This is a genomic window from Clostridium psychrophilum, from assembly GCF_018861705.1.
GTDB classification, from domain to species: Bacteria; Bacillota; Clostridia; order Clostridiales; family Clostridiaceae; genus Clostridium_AD; species Clostridium_AD psychrophilum.
In genome coordinates, this window is the sequence record NZ_JAHLEC010000012.1 from 17040 (window position 1) to 32542 (window position 15503).

Annotated in this window: 15 protein-coding genes; 1 reads left to right on the top strand and 14 read right to left on the bottom strand. The window is 30.7% G+C overall.

Annotated features, from left to right (window positions below):
• Positions 1-49 precede the first annotated feature (49 nt).
• Both KPL38_RS04470 and KPL38_RS04475 read right to left on the bottom strand, forming a co-directional pair.
• Positions 50-1693: a fatty acid kinase ATP-binding subunit FakA gene (locus tag KPL38_RS04470; protein ID WP_216287580.1), complete on the bottom strand. Its 1644-nt coding sequence runs from the start codon at positions 1691-1693 to the stop codon at positions 50-52.
• Between the two features lie 13 nt (positions 1694-1706).
• The gene (locus KPL38_RS04475) at positions 1707-2057 is read right to left on the bottom strand and encodes an Asp23/Gls24 family envelope stress response protein (RefSeq protein WP_216287582.1); all 351 of its coding nucleotides are present in this window, start codon (positions 2055-2057) and stop codon (positions 1707-1709) included.
• 219 nt (positions 2058-2276) lie between these two features.
• On the opposite strand from KPL38_RS04475, the gene rpmB reads away from it, so the two are divergent.
• Positions 2277-2468 (top strand): 50S ribosomal protein L28, encoded by a 192-nt coding sequence (rpmB, locus tag KPL38_RS04480; protein ID WP_216287584.1) that lies wholly within the window; start codon positions 2277-2279, stop codon positions 2466-2468.
• A 376-nt stretch (positions 2469-2844) separates the two neighbouring features.
• On the opposite strand, the gene KPL38_RS04485 is transcribed toward rpmB, so the two are convergent.
• From KPL38_RS04485 to coaBC, 12 genes are all read right to left on the bottom strand, one after another.
• A complete protein-coding gene (locus KPL38_RS04485) occupies positions 2845-3015 on the bottom strand; it encodes a hypothetical protein (RefSeq protein WP_216287586.1) in 171 nt (56 codons plus the stop codon).
• 122 nt (positions 3016-3137) lie between these two features.
• Entirely contained in the window at positions 3138-3773 is a 636-nt protein-coding gene (locus KPL38_RS04490) for a thiamine diphosphokinase (protein ID WP_216287587.1), read from the bottom strand.
• Position 3774: 1 nt separating this feature from the next.
• The gene (gene rpe / locus KPL38_RS04495; protein ID WP_216287589.1) at positions 3775-4425 is read right to left on the bottom strand and encodes a ribulose-phosphate 3-epimerase; all 651 of its coding nucleotides are present in this window, start codon (positions 4423-4425) and stop codon (positions 3775-3777) included.
• The gene (gene rsgA, locus KPL38_RS04500; RefSeq protein ID WP_216287591.1) at positions 4422-5291 is read right to left on the bottom strand and encodes a ribosome small subunit-dependent GTPase A; all 870 of its coding nucleotides are present in this window, start codon (positions 5289-5291) and stop codon (positions 4422-4424) included. The genes rpe and rsgA overlap by 4 nt, the downstream gene beginning before the upstream one ends.
• A 70-nt stretch (positions 5292-5361) precedes the next feature.
• The gene (gene pknB, locus KPL38_RS04505) at positions 5362-7404 is read right to left on the bottom strand and encodes a Stk1 family PASTA domain-containing Ser/Thr kinase (protein ID WP_216287592.1); all 2043 of its coding nucleotides are present in this window, start codon (positions 7402-7404) and stop codon (positions 5362-5364) included.
• A complete protein-coding gene (locus KPL38_RS04510; RefSeq protein WP_216287594.1) occupies positions 7379-8125 on the bottom strand; it encodes a Stp1/IreP family PP2C-type Ser/Thr phosphatase in 747 nt (248 codons plus the stop codon). The genes pknB and KPL38_RS04510 overlap by 26 nt, the downstream gene beginning before the upstream one ends.
• Before the next feature lie 12 nt (positions 8126-8137).
• Positions 8138-9175 (bottom strand): dual-specificity RNA methyltransferase RlmN, encoded by a 1038-nt coding sequence (gene rlmN / locus KPL38_RS04515; protein ID WP_216287597.1) that lies wholly within the window; start codon positions 9173-9175, stop codon positions 8138-8140.
• A gap of 30 nt (positions 9176-9205) precedes the next feature.
• A complete protein-coding gene (gene rsmB / locus KPL38_RS04520; protein WP_216287600.1) occupies positions 9206-10534 on the bottom strand; it encodes a 16S rRNA (cytosine(967)-C(5))-methyltransferase RsmB in 1329 nt (442 codons plus the stop codon).
• A 98-nt stretch (positions 10535-10632) separates the two neighbouring features.
• Complete coding sequence (fmt, locus tag KPL38_RS04525) at positions 10633-11562, bottom strand: methionyl-tRNA formyltransferase (protein WP_216287601.1); 930 nt, start codon at positions 11560-11562, stop codon at positions 10633-10635.
• A gap of 1 nt (position 11563) precedes the next feature.
• Complete coding sequence (def, locus tag KPL38_RS04530) at positions 11564-12016, bottom strand: peptide deformylase (RefSeq protein WP_216287603.1); 453 nt, start codon at positions 12014-12016, stop codon at positions 11564-11566.
• A gap of 39 nt (positions 12017-12055) precedes the next feature.
• On the bottom strand, positions 12056-14257 hold the full coding sequence (priA, locus tag KPL38_RS04535; protein ID WP_216287605.1) for a primosomal protein N': 2202 nt from the start codon (positions 14255-14257) through the stop codon (positions 12056-12058).
• Positions 14258-14311: 54 nt separating this feature from the next.
• Positions 14312-15502: a bifunctional phosphopantothenoylcysteine decarboxylase/phosphopantothenate--cysteine ligase CoaBC gene (gene coaBC, locus KPL38_RS04540; protein ID WP_216287607.1), complete on the bottom strand. Its 1191-nt coding sequence runs from the start codon at positions 15500-15502 to the stop codon at positions 14312-14314.
• Position 15503: the final 1 nt, after the last annotated feature.

Here is a 15503-nt window from a genome sequence, read left to right on the forward strand (position 1 = left end):
CAATATTTATGCTCATTATTAAGATATAAGAAAAAAAGCCCTAAGGCTTTTATTCAACTGAAGCAATAAAATAATATAATGGTTGTTTTCCATTATAATGTTGAATGTCTATATCCGGATACTTCTGTTCTAAAGTAGAAATAAGCTCTTCTACCTTACTTGAAACACAATCTTCACCATAGAAAATTGTAATGAGTTCACTATCTTTTTTTACCATACTCTCAATAATGTTTTCACAAACTCTATAAATGTCTGTTCCAACTTCTTTAATTTCTTGTTCAACTAAACCTAGTATATTCCCCTCTTTTATTGCCTTACCATTAAATTCTGTATCTTTAACAGCAAAAGTAACAGAAGCAGTTGCAACATTCTTAATTGCCTCTGTTAATATATTCTGATTTTTTTCTACACTCACATCAGCATTAAACATTGTTACTGCAGTTATACCTTGTGGAATAGTTTTAGATGGTATAACAATTACATTTTTTTCTGACAACTCAACCGCTTGCTGTGCTGCCATAAGTATATTTTTATTATTAGGTAGTATAAATATGTTTTCAGCATTAATATTATTGATACTATCTAATATGTCTTGTGTACTTGGGTTCATGCTTTGACCACCCTCAATTACAACATCCACACCTAAATCCTCAAAAATATTTTTAATGCCTTCTCCAAGTGCAACAGATATAAATCCATATTTTTTACTTTCAATAATATCTTTTTTTACTGGCTTCTCAGTTTCTTCATCTGTTATACCTAATAAATTTTTATGTTGTTCTTTCATATTTTCGATTTTAACTTTAAACAGTTCACCTAGCGTTATTGCTTTTGAAAGAATTATTCCCGGATCATTTGTGTGTATATGAATTTTCAGGAACTCATCTTGCACAACTACAACCATTGAGTCTCCATACTTTTCTAAATATTTTTTTAATTTATTAATATCAACATTTCTAGCAACAACTAATAGTTCAGTACAATATGCAAATTTTATGTCTACAGGTGTATCTGAAATTGTAGATGATATCACATCTGATTTACTACCTTTATTCTCTGACTTATTAATTATAGCTTCCATGTTATTGTTTAAAGCTTCGTACATTCCCTTAAATAATATTACAAGTCCCATTCCACCGGCATCAACTACTTTAGCTTCTTTTAATGCTGGAAGCATATCAGGAGTCTTACTAAGCATAATTTCACTATACTTACAAACATCCTGCATAAGTTCAACTACATTTATCGCTTCACTTTTTACTGCACTATCACCAGCCACTTTAATAATAGTTAAAATAGTACCTTCAGTAGGTCTCATAACTGCCTTATATGCAAATTTTGCACCTTCTAAAATGCTTTTAGCAAATTCTTCGGATGTAGCTTCTGTTTTGCCTTCTAGTCCCTTTGCAATGCCTCTAAATATTTGTGATAGTATTACGCCCGAATTACCTCTTGCGCCCATTAGCGCGCCTCTAGCTAGTTTTTGTGCTATCTCAGCAATTGATTCTGTTTCCGTATTATCAATTTCTTGTACAGCTGCCTTAAATGTCATTGACATATTAGTTCCTGTATCTCCATCTGGAACAGGAAATACATTTAGTGAATTTACATATTCTTTTTTGTCCTCTAATCTATTTGATGCATTTATTACCATATTACGAAAATGTTTACCATTAATTTTTAAGTATTCCACTGCCTATGCCTCCTTAAACCCTTACCCCTTGGACGTTTACCGTTATTGTCGCAACTTTTAGTCCTGTGTAATTTTCAACATTATACCTTATTTTTTGAATTATATTATTTGCTATTATAGATATCTTTGTTCCATACTCAACAATAATATACAACTCAATATATAATTTATTTTCCTTTGAATTAATTCTAACCCCTTTATTTAATCCATCATTCTTAATTAATTGCCAAAATCCATCCTTAGCATCTTTTAATGCCATGCCCACAACCCCATAACACTCCGTTGTAGAAATGCCAACTATGTTGGCTAGTGCTTCCTCTGAATAATATATTGTACCATTCTCGGTTGTAATCTTACCCTTCATTATAATTCCTCCTTATAATGCTATATAGATTATTTTATATTATATCACTAATTTATTCAACAAAATTTAATATATATATTCAATAAATTTTAATATATAATTACTTTAGTTGCTAATAATCATGCAATTAACTTGCAAGAGTAGTCGTATGTATGTTACAATTATGCGTGTTTCAATTGAGAAGATTTTTTTCTTCATAGTATTAAGGAGGTGTTTTCATTGTCAAGAAAATGCGAAATATGCAATAAAGGTGTTATAGCTGGTAGTCAGTATAGTCACTCTCACCGTGAATCAAAAAGAAAATGGGCTCCAAATATTCAAAAAGTTAAAGCTATAGTTAACGGAACGCCTAAATCTATACATGTATGTACTAGATGTCTTCGTTCAGGTAAAGTACAACGTGCTATATAGTTAAGAAATAAAGATGCAGCTGTAACCAGCTGCATTTTTTATTTAAATCCACCTGTGAAAGCTATATTTTTTTAATATAAATTTCAAAAATGTATATCTTAAATAGTCTTCTTTCCTATATATCTTAATGTTTCTCGAAAGTATTATTACCAATAATAGCTTTTCTATGTTATTTTCTTAGAAAAAATCTAATTATTCGAGACATAAATCTCGGTAATTTAATAGCCATAATTTTCATCTCTCTTACCTCCCAAACAATAAATATTTAAACTTTTAAGTATTATTCCAATATAATCAAATAATTACTACTCTTACCCAACTTGCAAGCGACCTTATTTCAAAATGTTAATAAATTTATCATATCTGTTTCTAATCACTAACAATGATGGTTATGATTCATTATAGTAAACCCAAAATAAACAATACCCCCTCCCACAACAATTATCCACCAATAAAATGGAACTACAAAGACTGCTAAAATTCCTATGCCTAAACATGCAATGATTACTCCAAGTTGTCTTCCAAAAAACTTATAATACCTTTTCATAAGGTATTCTCCTCTCAAAGTATTCCAATATTATTATATGATTTAATATCTATAATGTTTCCAAAATAAAAAACTATTTTATTATTGAATAAATCAATAATAAAATAGTTTTTGAATACACATTAATCTGATGATAATATTATCATCAGAGTTCCAGATTTAAATTTAAGCTCAACGCGAGGGCCTTTAAACTCATTTGAAATAGATATGCTCTGACCAATTTTCAGATTACAATTATCTAGAGGATATTTTGCGCCTTCAATTGTTAATCCAATAATTTCATCACCATAAGATTGTAATGAGAATATATCACCCATTTTCCCCTTTAGAGAAGTTGATGAGTTAGTTAACCTAATATTATTGTTCCCGTCCTTAATTAACGCATTAATACCATTCTCTAAACAAATTTTCAGCATTCCAATATTCCCTAGCAAATGATCAATTCTACTGCCAGTGCACCCTAGTAGTACTATTTCATTTGGTTGCATGCTTATAGCCTTTCTAACTGCAATCTCAGTATCTGTATAATCTTTCTCTTTAGGATATACATCTATACTACAATTATTTGTTTTAAAATAACCTAATACCTTTTCATCGATTGAATCAAAATCTCCAACAAGTAAATTAGGGTTTATATTATATTCATATAAACAATTAGCCCCACTATCTGCCCCAATTAAAAATGTATTCTTTGTAATTTCACTTTTTAGTAACTCCTTTGATGGTGGATTTCCTCCTGATACTATTATTGCTTTCATTTTATAAAGAATCTCTTAAAGCTTTTATATTTTTTCCGATTTCCCCATTCTTAAATACCGATGATCCAGCTACAATTACATTAGCACCACCACTAACAACTTCTCGGATATTTGATTCATCAATACCACCATCTACTTGAATCAAGAGTTCTTTGTTGCATTTATCTGCAAGACCTCTAACTTCTTTAATTTTATCAAGACAATAACCAATATATTTTTGGCCACCAAATCCAGGGTTTACTGTCATAATAAGCACCAAATCTAGATTACTTATCAAGTGTTTTATTAAATCTACAGGAGTGGCAGGATTTAATGCGACTCCTGCCTTTACACCGAAACTTTTAATATAATTAATAGTTCTATCAATATGTCTATCAGCTTCATAATGAATAGTTATAATGTCAGCTCCTGCTTTTACAAAGTCTTCAATATACCTAGATGGTTCTTCTATCATAAGATGTACATCAAATGGCAATTTTGTTAATTTTCTTATACTCTTAATAATCGGTATTCCAAAAGAAATATTAGGTACAAACATACCATCCATTACATCAATATGGATTATATCTGCCCCGCACGCCTCTAACTCTTTAATATGTTCGCCTAGCCTTGAAAAATCTGCTGATAATATAGACGGTGCTATTTTTATCATTTTTTATTCCCCCTAGCAATAATCTCTTCTAATGTTTTTATATAAAACTTGTACCTATCTGCATATATTTCATTAGAATCTACCGCTTCCTTAACTCTACAATTAGGTTCTTTATAATGCATACAATTTGAAAACCTACATTCACTTCCATGTTTTTCAAATTCAGGAAAACAATCTTGTAATTTTTCTTTCTCAATAAAATCTAAACTTAAAGATGAAAATCCTGGAGTGTCTAGTAAAAAACCATCCTCATATTCAATAAGCTCGCTGTGTCTAGTCGTGTGCTTACCTTTCTGTGATTTTTTACTTATGTCTCCCGTTTTCATAGCTTCTCTACCAAGTAAACTATTTAATATAGTTGATTTTCCAACTCCGGAAGGGCCACAAAAAACAGAAATATTATCTTTAACTTTTGCTTTTAACTCAGAAAGTCCCTCTCCCTCTTTTGCTTTTAAGAATACTATATCACAACCAACATTTCTAAGTTCTTGTACAAGATTCTCATCAACTTTATCAACTAAATCTAGTTTATTTAAACAAAGGACTATTTTTAACCTGTAGTGTTCGCAAAGCACTAAAAATTTATTTAGTAAATCCATATTTAAATCAGGTTTTTTTAAGGAGAAAACTACAAAAGCCTGGGTTACATTAGCCACTGCTGGACGTATCATTTCTGTATCTCTTGCATAAATTTTTTCAATTACGCCTTTACTTACATCCGTCTCAAGCATTATTTCCACTTTATCACCAATAACAGGGACAAGCCCGGTATACCTAAACTTTCCTCTTGCCTTACATTCTATAACCTTATCTTCCACTTTTACAAAATACAGCCCGCCTATTCCTTTTGTGATTACTCCTTGCATATATCCTCCTTTAATTGCGCTTGACTTAATATTTATAAACATTTCTCATAACTTACACTCATTAGATTTTCTACTTTGTTGGTGTTGTTACTGTTTTCGGTGTTGTTGCTGTTTTCGGCGTTGCCGTTGTTGTAGTTGTTGACGGTGTTTTACTTGGAGTCTTGGTTGTTGGTGTTGTTCCTTCTGTAGTACTATCAGTACCAGTTCCTGTGCTTGGTGTTACAGGAGCTTTAGATGTTAAATTTACAGTAGTCCCAACATCAGCTTTAGTTCCCGCCACCTTATCTTGTGATTCGATTATATCATCATCACTACCAGAAACTGATATAGTTACACCATTTTGCGTTGCTATTGCTCTAGCTTGTTTGACAGTATTTCCTGTAAAACTAGGTACCGTAAATTGTTCGTTTTGTGGTTCTTTATAGGTATAATAACTAACACCTACCGAACTGCCTTCTTTAAGGTCTGCATTTGCCTCATAACTTTGACTAATTACTTTACCATCTAGTGACTTATCACTAGTTATTATTTCTTTTTGGACACCTAACTTTAAATTTACGGCCTGCAACATTTGCTCCGCCTTACTTAAAGATTGATTATATAAATTTGGAACTTTTGCATATTTAACTTCTACACCTAAACTTATTACTAAACTTACTTTATCACCCTTTTGAACTGAACTACCTTGAACTGGATCTTGGCTTATAACCATACCACTCGCTATAGAGTCACTATACTCTTCTTTAGCACTGCTAAGCACTAATCCATTTTGTTCAATAATAGCTTTAGCCGAAGCTTTATTATTTCTTTCAAGAGATGGCATTGAGAAACTTGCCGGTCCCTTACTAATTCGAACTCTTACTTCTCCATTGGCATTTATTTCTGTTCCCTCGTCTGGAAAACATAATAAAACTTCACCTTTAGGTTTATCACTATTATCTTCGCCAACCACGCTAAAGGTTAGGCCTTCTTTTACAACTAGAGCATTTGCAGCTACCTTATCTAACCCAATAACTTTAGGAACCACTATTTTAGCCACAGTTGTGGCCTGATTATTAGACAGATAATTTTTAGCAGCAAGCCCTAAAACAGCAGCTAAAATAACAAATAAAATTATTACAATAGGAACTATTATATTAGATTTATTTTTTTTAGTATGTTTATTGTTACTTTTCTTATTATGCTCAGGTTTCGGTTTTTCTTCCACCTCTTCTTTTTGATAATCAGCCACATTGACAGGTTCCATAACTCTAGTATAATCATCATCCATAACATTTGTTGCAATAGTATATGAACTATTGTTTTTTATTCTCTCAAGATCTAAGAACATTTCTTTTGCTGTTTGATACCTCTTAATAGGTTCTTTTTCAATAGCTTTTAGTATTAATTTATTTAAATTTTTTGGAACATCTGCTCTTATTTCCTTAGGTGGAACAACTTCTTCTTGTATATGCTTTAAAGCTACAGATACAGGACTTTCTGCATCATAAGGCACTCTCCCAGTTACCATCTCATAAAGCACTATTCCAAAAGAATAAATATCAGTTCTACAATCTACAAAACTAGCTTTGGCCTGTTCTGGCGAAAAATAATGAGCTGATCCCATAACTGTACTAGTATTAGTTATAGTTACAGAACTGGCAGCCTTTGCAATACCGAAATCAGTAACTTTAACAGTCCCATCCTCTGTAACTAAGATATTATGTGGTTTTATATCCCTATGTATAATGTTATTCTTATGAGCACACTCAAGTGCTTTTGCTATTTGCATACCATAATCTATTACCTTATCATATTCCATGCTGCCATGATCAACTATAATTTGTTTTAAAGTTTTACCTTCTATATATTCCATTACAATATAATTAATATCTCCCTCTTTTCCAACATCATAGATATTAACTATATTATTTGATGAAAGACTAGCGACAGATGAAGCTTCTTTTTTAAATTTTTCCATAAATACTATATTGTTTGAGAATTCTTCTTTTAGAATTTTTACAGCAACAAAGCGATTGAGCAAACGACATTTAGCTTTATAAACTATTGCCATTCCGCCCTCTCCAACTTTTTCAAGGAGTTCATACCTATTCCCTAATACGGTTCCTATCATCTCTGCACTCTCCTTCAAACACAATAACTGATATGTTATCACGTCCACCCTTTGACTTGCTTAAATCTACTAACATTTTGCAACTTGATTGGTTGTCATTTTCAATTATAATATCATACATCTCAGAATAAGTCACATCATTAGAAAGGCCATCTGTACATAAAATACATTTAATTGTACTCGTCAAATCGACATCGAATAAATCAACTTCTACTAATTCATTTGTTCCAAGTGCTCTTGTAATAATATTTTTATTGGGATGAGTCCTGGCGTTTTCTTCAGTTATAGATCCATTGTCTAAAAGCTGTTGAACTAAAGAATGATCTCTTGTAACTTTTATTAATTCTCTATTATTATTAATAATAAAACAACTACTATCACCTACATTTGCAACGATCATTTTATTTTGTTTTTTTAAACAAATGGTTAATGTTGTACCCATTCCTTTTAGTTCATCATTTTGACTGGACATATCATAAATTTCTTTATTTGCACATTTTATTCCTTCTGATAACACCTCTTTTAAATCCAATCCCTCATTATTTTTCTTTATATATTCCATTATAACCTTAATAGCTAATTGGCTTGCGACCTCTCCGGCATTATGTCCCCCCATGCCATCTGCTACAGCATAAACATCAAAATCGCTTGATTCAAAACAACCAACAGAGTCTTCATTTGTTTTCCTAACATTTCCAACATCTGATAAAACCCCAAACATTGTTATACCCCCTCATTTAAGTTCCTCACTTTTAATGTAGCTTCTCCTAAGTTGACCACATGCTGCATTAATATCTAATCCCATCTCTCGCCTTATTGTCGTCTGAATATTGTTTGTTTCAAGTACCTTCTTAAATTCAGCAACATCTTCATTCGAAGACCTCTTTAATTCATTCTCTTTAATCTCATTAACTGGGATCAAATTAACATGGCATAACATATCCTTCAATAAAGCACTTAATCTTTCTGCATCTTGAGCACTATCATTAAGACCCTTCACTAAAGCATATTCGAAAGTTATCCGCCTATTAGTTTTGTTTATATAGTACCTAGAAATATCAATAATTTCTGCAATCGAATACTTATTTGCAATTGGCATACTTTTTTTGCGTATCTCATCAGTAGATGCATGCAGAGAAATAGCAAGTGTCGTTTGCAAATTAAGATCAGCAAATTCCTTTATTTTTGGTACTATTCCGCAAGTAGAAATAGTTATATGCCTTTGTCCAATATTTAATCCATTTTTTGAATTTACTAATTCAAGAAACTTTATAACATTACGGTAATTATCAAATGGTTCCCCACTTCCCATTAATACAACATTCGAAATTCGCTCACCAATTAATTGTTGCGATTTAATTATTTGTCCTAGCATTTCCCCAGATGTTAGGTTTCTAATCATTCCACCAATTGTTGATGCACAAAATTTACATCCCATTTTACATCCAACTTGAGTCGATATACATATTGAATTTCCATGTTTATATTTCATAATAACGCATTCAATTAGATTACCATCATTTAACTCAAATAAATATTTTTTTGTATCCTTTTGCTTTGATGAATGCTCTTCAATAGGTTTTGGTATTCCTATGTGAAAATTGTTTTGTAACTTTTCCTGTATACTTTTAGGAATATTGTTCATGTCCTCAAACTTCCAAACATCATTATAAATCCAATCTGATACCTGTTTAGCTCTAAATCCACTTTCACCATTATCTTTCATCCAACATTTTAATTCAACTAAATCTAAATCTAATATATTTATCATTCTATACACCCACTATCATTTTATAAACCACTATAACTTTCTAAATTTACTTATGAAAAACCCATCCATGTATTCATTTGGAAATATAGTTACATACCCTTTATCACTATAATTTATATTATCAAATTTTCCATATGATACTGGTTCAATCTTAAATTCTGGATGTGAATTCATAAACCATTCAATATTAACTTCATTTTCTTCCTTATTAAGGGTACATGTTGAATATACAAGGATACCGCCCTTTTTTACGTATTTAGAAGCATTTTCCATTATTTTTCTTTGTATCTCTATTATACTTTTTATATCTTTTAAGCTTTTACTCCACTTTATCTCAGGTTTTTTCCTTATAATTCCAAGACCAGAACAAGGAACATCTATAAGAACTCTATCCGCATATTCAAATAAATTTGGATCGTAAATCGTAGCATCGTGAACGTCACATGTTGTATTTGTAATTCCTATTCTCTTTAAATTTTCTTCAATGAGTGATAGTTTATTTTCATGTACATCAAATGCTAAAATATGTCCTGTATTCTTCATAAGTTCCGCGATGTGTGTTGTCTTCCCACCCGGCGCACTACAAAGATCTAGGACTTGTAAATTTGGCTTTATTTCCATAGATCTTGCTGTAAGCATAGCACTCTCGTCCTGAGCTGTTATATTTCCCTCATTAAATAAGAGGTTATTCTCTATATTTTTACCTTTAATAATTCGTATTGCTTCAGGACATACATATCCTTCTTCTATATTATACCCATTTTTTATAAGTTTTTCCCATATTTCTTTATAAGTTAGTTTTAGGGTATTAACTCTAACTGTAACATCAGGTTTATAATTTAATCCTTTAAGAATTTTTTCAGCAGTTTCTGTTCCATATTGCTTTATAAAAAGTTTAACTAAGGCCTTAGTAAATGAATATTCAAAACATAATCTTTGCATATTATCTTTTTCATCATAATATTTTGCAGTTTCATCTCTTAAATAGCTCCTAAGTACACCATTAACAAGTTTTGATGCTCCTATATTGCTCTTTTTTTTAGTTAAATTTACAGCCTCATTAACAACCGCAAAACTTGGAACTTTATCTAAATATCTAATTTGATAAACAGATATCCTTAATATATTTAAAACAAAACTTTCTAATTTATCTATACCTTTTTTTATATAATTACACAGTATTTTATCTATAGTATATTTATATTTTAAAGTGCCATAAACTATTTCTGTAACTAGTGCCTTATCTTTATCACTTAATTCAGACTTGTTGAGTTCTATTCCTAATACGATATTTGAATAGGCATTATCATTTAACACTTTTTCAATAACATTAATCGCTACGAGTCTACTATTATTCATGCTATTACCTCAATTTTCATTTGATTTTATCTTTAATATGTTTATACCTATAAGCACATAAGAACGGTTATTTTAGACCGAAATCTATAATGTTTTTCTCATTTTAAAATTGTGCCTACATTTATCTTATTTCCAATTATATAATCCTTCACTTTCAATGGTTTTTTACCTGGAAATTGTATTTCTTCAATAAGTAAAACACCATTACCAGTCGATACCCTAAGTCCCTCTTTTGAGACTTCTATTATGCTTCCACTCTGTTTATCTGATTGTTCATTAATTATTCTCGACTTATATATTTTCATTACTTTATTCTCATAATGAGTATATGCAATTGGTGATGGATTTAAACCTCTTATAAAATTGTGTATATTACTGCTACTATTATTCCAACTTATATTAGCCATTTTCTTTTCTAACTTAGATGCATATGTGCTTAACTTATTTTCTTGTTTAATTGGAGTAATTTTGTTATTAACTATTCCATTTATTGTTTCAACTAAAAGGTCAGCACCACTATCCATGAGAACTTCAGTCAATTCTCCAGCTGTAATGTTGTTAGAAATTTCCACCTCTTCTGATAGCAAAATATCTCCAGTATCAAGACCTTCACCCATAAGCATTGTTGTATTGCCACTTTTAGTTTCACCATCAATTATACACCAATTTATAGGGGCGGCCCCTCTATATTTAGGTAACAATGATGCATGTAAATTTACACATGCATATTTAGGAATATCTAACACTTCCTTTGGAAGTATTTGCCCAAATGCAACTACTACAATAAAATCAGGTTTTAAATCTTTTATTGTTTCTATCATTTCTTCATTATTTCTAAGTTTTAAAGGTTGATATACTGGTATATTATAAGTTGTAGCTAATTGTTTAACAGCAGACATTGCTAAATTTTTGCCCCTCCCTTTTGGTCTATCAGGCTGAGTAAAAACAGCAGATACCTTAAACTCTTTTATAAGTTTCAAAAGCGAAGGTACTGAGAACTCTGGTGTACCCATAAAAATTATATTCATATTATTTCTCCTCATCTTCAATCGCTTTATCAATAAACAATACACCATCTAAATGATCAATTTCATGACAGAGTGCTCTTGCAAGAAGACCTTCACCATCAATTATTATTTTCTCACCAATTTCATTTATTGCTTTGACCTTCACGGTTTCAGGTCTATTTACTGACTTTTGTACTCCTGGGATACTTAAACATCCTTCACTCTCAAGTTGTGATCCTTGCATTTCTACAATTTCTGGATTAATTAATGTTATTAGCCCATCTCCAACATCAATTACCACTATTCTTTTTAGAATTCCAACCTGTGGTGCAGCAAGCCCTATTCCATTAGAATTATACATAGTTTCTTTCATGTCTTCAATTAATATTGAAATTCTTTGATTAATGTCATCCACCACTCTACATTTTTTTCTTAATAAATCATCACCATAAATTCTAATTGTTCTTATAGCCATACTATAACCTCCTTGTGTAAACTCATTATTTTTATGCTATTACATCATATTGCTGGGATTAATATCAATACTAACACGTATACTATTATAAATATTCTTAACAGATTCATATACTAAATTCTTTATTTTCTCAGCAATTATTTCTTCAATACTCCCTTTAATTATAATCTGCCACCTATAAAAATTTTTAATCTTAGATATTCCACAAGGACATGGTCCAAGTAATGTGATTTTATCATTATCTTTAATTTTATATTTCAAATCTTGGCCAACGCTTTGTATACTTTTTATTAATAAATTTTCATTTTCAGAACTCATAGTTATGGATAAGATACTTGTAAACGGTGGATAATCCATAGCTCTTCTCATCATGATTTCATCTTTGTAAAAGCTATCATAATCATTATTAGCTGCATATTGTATAGTTGAATTATCTGCACTATATGTTTGAATAACTACTTTACCTTCCTTACTACCTCTGCCTGCTCTTCCTGAAACTTGGGTGAGCAATTGAAATGTCCGTTCAAAAGCTCTAAAATCAGGTAAATTAAGTGATAAATCTGCAGCTATTACCCCTACTAATGTAACATTTTTAAAATCTAATCCTTTTGCAACCATTTGTGTTCCAATTAAAATATCAGCCTGCTGGTTTTTAAATGTATTATATATATATTCGTAAGAGTTTTTTTTACGAGTCGTATCAAAATCCATTCTCAGAGTTCTTGCTCCAGGAAAAATCTTATTAATTTCTTGCTCTATTTTTTCTGTTCCAACCCCAAAATATTTTACATAACTACTTCCGCAACTTGGGCATACTTTACTTATTTTTTCTTTTTCACCGCAATAATGGCAAGTTAGATAATCAGATGAACTATGATAGGTTAATGAAATATCACATTTTTTACATTTAAAAACATAACCACATTTTCTGCAAGATACGAATGTTGAAAAACCACGTCTATTTAAAAATAATATAACTTGCTCATTTTTTCTGAGAGATTCAGCTATACCCTCATACAATGAATTACTAAATATTGAACGATTATTATTCATAAGCTCTTCTCGCATATCAACAATTTCTACTTTAGGCATAGCTGCACCATCAGCTCTTTCATTAATAGTAATTAATTCTAATTCATTTATAGAAGCTCTATAATAACTTTCAATAGAAGGCGTTGCTGATCCCAAGACCAATTTACAATTTTCTAATTTGCATTTCATATATGCTATTTCGCGAGTATCATATTTGGGATCACTGTCAGACTTATAACTTGATTCATGTTCCTCGTCGATTACAATTAATCCTAAATCTTCAAAAGGTAAAAAAATAGCTGATCTAGCGCCAATGGCAATTTTAACATTTCCAAGTTTTACTCTCATCCATTCATCAAATCGTTCTCCATCTGATAATCTGCTATTAAAAACCGCTATATCACGTCCAAATCTGCCTTTAAACCTTTCAACCATTTGAGGTGTTAAAGATATCTCGGGTATAAGTATTATAGATTGTTTGTTCTCTTTTAACATATAACTAACCAATTTCATGTATATCTCAGTCTTTCCACTACCTGTAACTCCATGTATTAGAAATTTTTTCGACTTAGGATTCATTATAATGTCTACTGCTTTTTGTTGGTTATCATTTAGTGCTTTTTCTTCATACCTAGAATAATTTTTTTCACTATACCTATTAATAATTACCTCTTGTGTAGCTAAAAATCCATATTTGATTAATGTATTAGTTGATGACAGTGACTTACTAAAAATTTTGCTAAACTCATTTTTATTGTACTTCATATCATTTTGTTGTATTAACTCATAAATATTTTTATAAGGTTCCTTTAAAAACTTTCCCTCTAATTGTTTTCTTGTAGTAAGTAATTGAGATGTCTTCTTCTTTATACCTTTAGTTATTCCCCTTGGAATAATAACTTTAATGCACTCTAAGTAAGTGCAGAGATATTTTTTTTTCATAATTTTAATAAGTTCAATATCAGTAATTTTAAGGAGTGGCATATCATCACAAATTTTTGTTATTTCCTTAATATTATTAACATTATTACATTGCTCATACAATTCTAATACAAAAGCATCAAGTGTCTTATTTCCTCTCCCAAATGGCACCTTAACTCTAAATCCTAGAAGAACGCTGCCCATTAAACTAATAGGTATCTTATATGTGAAAACCTTATCCACTTGAACAGAATCGTTATTCACCACAACTCCAGCATACTGATACACTTAATCACCCTTTTAATTTTATAATTTTCATGCCCTTTATAAATAAAAAGCGCATTAGCGCTTTTTATTTATTAAATTAAGCAATTCCCTAGCAACTTGTTTTTTAGACATTTTGTCTAATGCTACTGGATCGTTATCTTTGCTTAAAATAATCACTTTATTCTCTTCAGTTCCAAATCCAACATCTGCTTTTGTTATATCATTTGCTACTATATAATCCAAATTCTTTTTTATTAACTTTCCTTTTGCATTTTGGAGTAAATCATTACTTTCCGCAGCAAATCCTACTAATATTTGATTCTTTTTATGTAATCCCAATTCTTTTAAAATGTCATTATCTTTTACAAACTCTACATTTAAACTATCTTCACTTTTTTTGATTTTATTTTTAGAATATTCTTTAGGTTTATAGTCAGATACTGCCGCGGCCTTTATAACAATGTTACTCTCTTCATAGTTGTTAAGTACTTCAGAGCGCATCTCTTCATTTGTGTTTATTTTTATAACAGTTACTCCAAAAGGTATTTTTTCATTACATGGACCAGATATTAGGGTAACAACTGCCCCTCTATCTCTTGCTTCTTTTGCAATTGCATATCCCATTTTCCCTGTTGATCTATTTGTTATATATCGAACAGGATCTATTGGTGCAATAGTAGGTCCTGCCGTAACTAAAACCTTAGTACCTATCATATCTTTAATTGGATACAACTTACTCATAATTATTTCAAAAATATCTTCCGTTTGAGCAAGTTTACCCTCGCCTATGTCCCCACATGCAAGTCTTCCAATTGCAGGTGCAATAAAATCATACCCAACCTCTTTAAGTTTTTTAATGTTATTTTGTACTATTTTATTATTGTACATATTAACATTCATTGCTGGAGCAAAAATCACTGGTGCCTTTGTTGCCATTATAGTAGTAGTTAACATGTCATCTGAAATACCATTTGCAACTTTACCAATTACATTAGCAGTCGCTGGGACTACAACAAATAAATCTGCTTTTTTAGCAAGAGATATATGTTGTAATTCCCATGCTTTAGGCTCATCAAACATATCTTGAATTACAATATTCTGACTAAGGGTTTGAAAACTAATAGGATTTACAAACTCAATAGCGGCTTTAGTCATGATAACATTGACTTCAACATTTTCTTTTTTTAATCTACTAATAACATCTAAAGCCTTATAAACTGCTATTCCACCTGTCACCCCAATGACTACCATCTTTTTTTCTTCCATA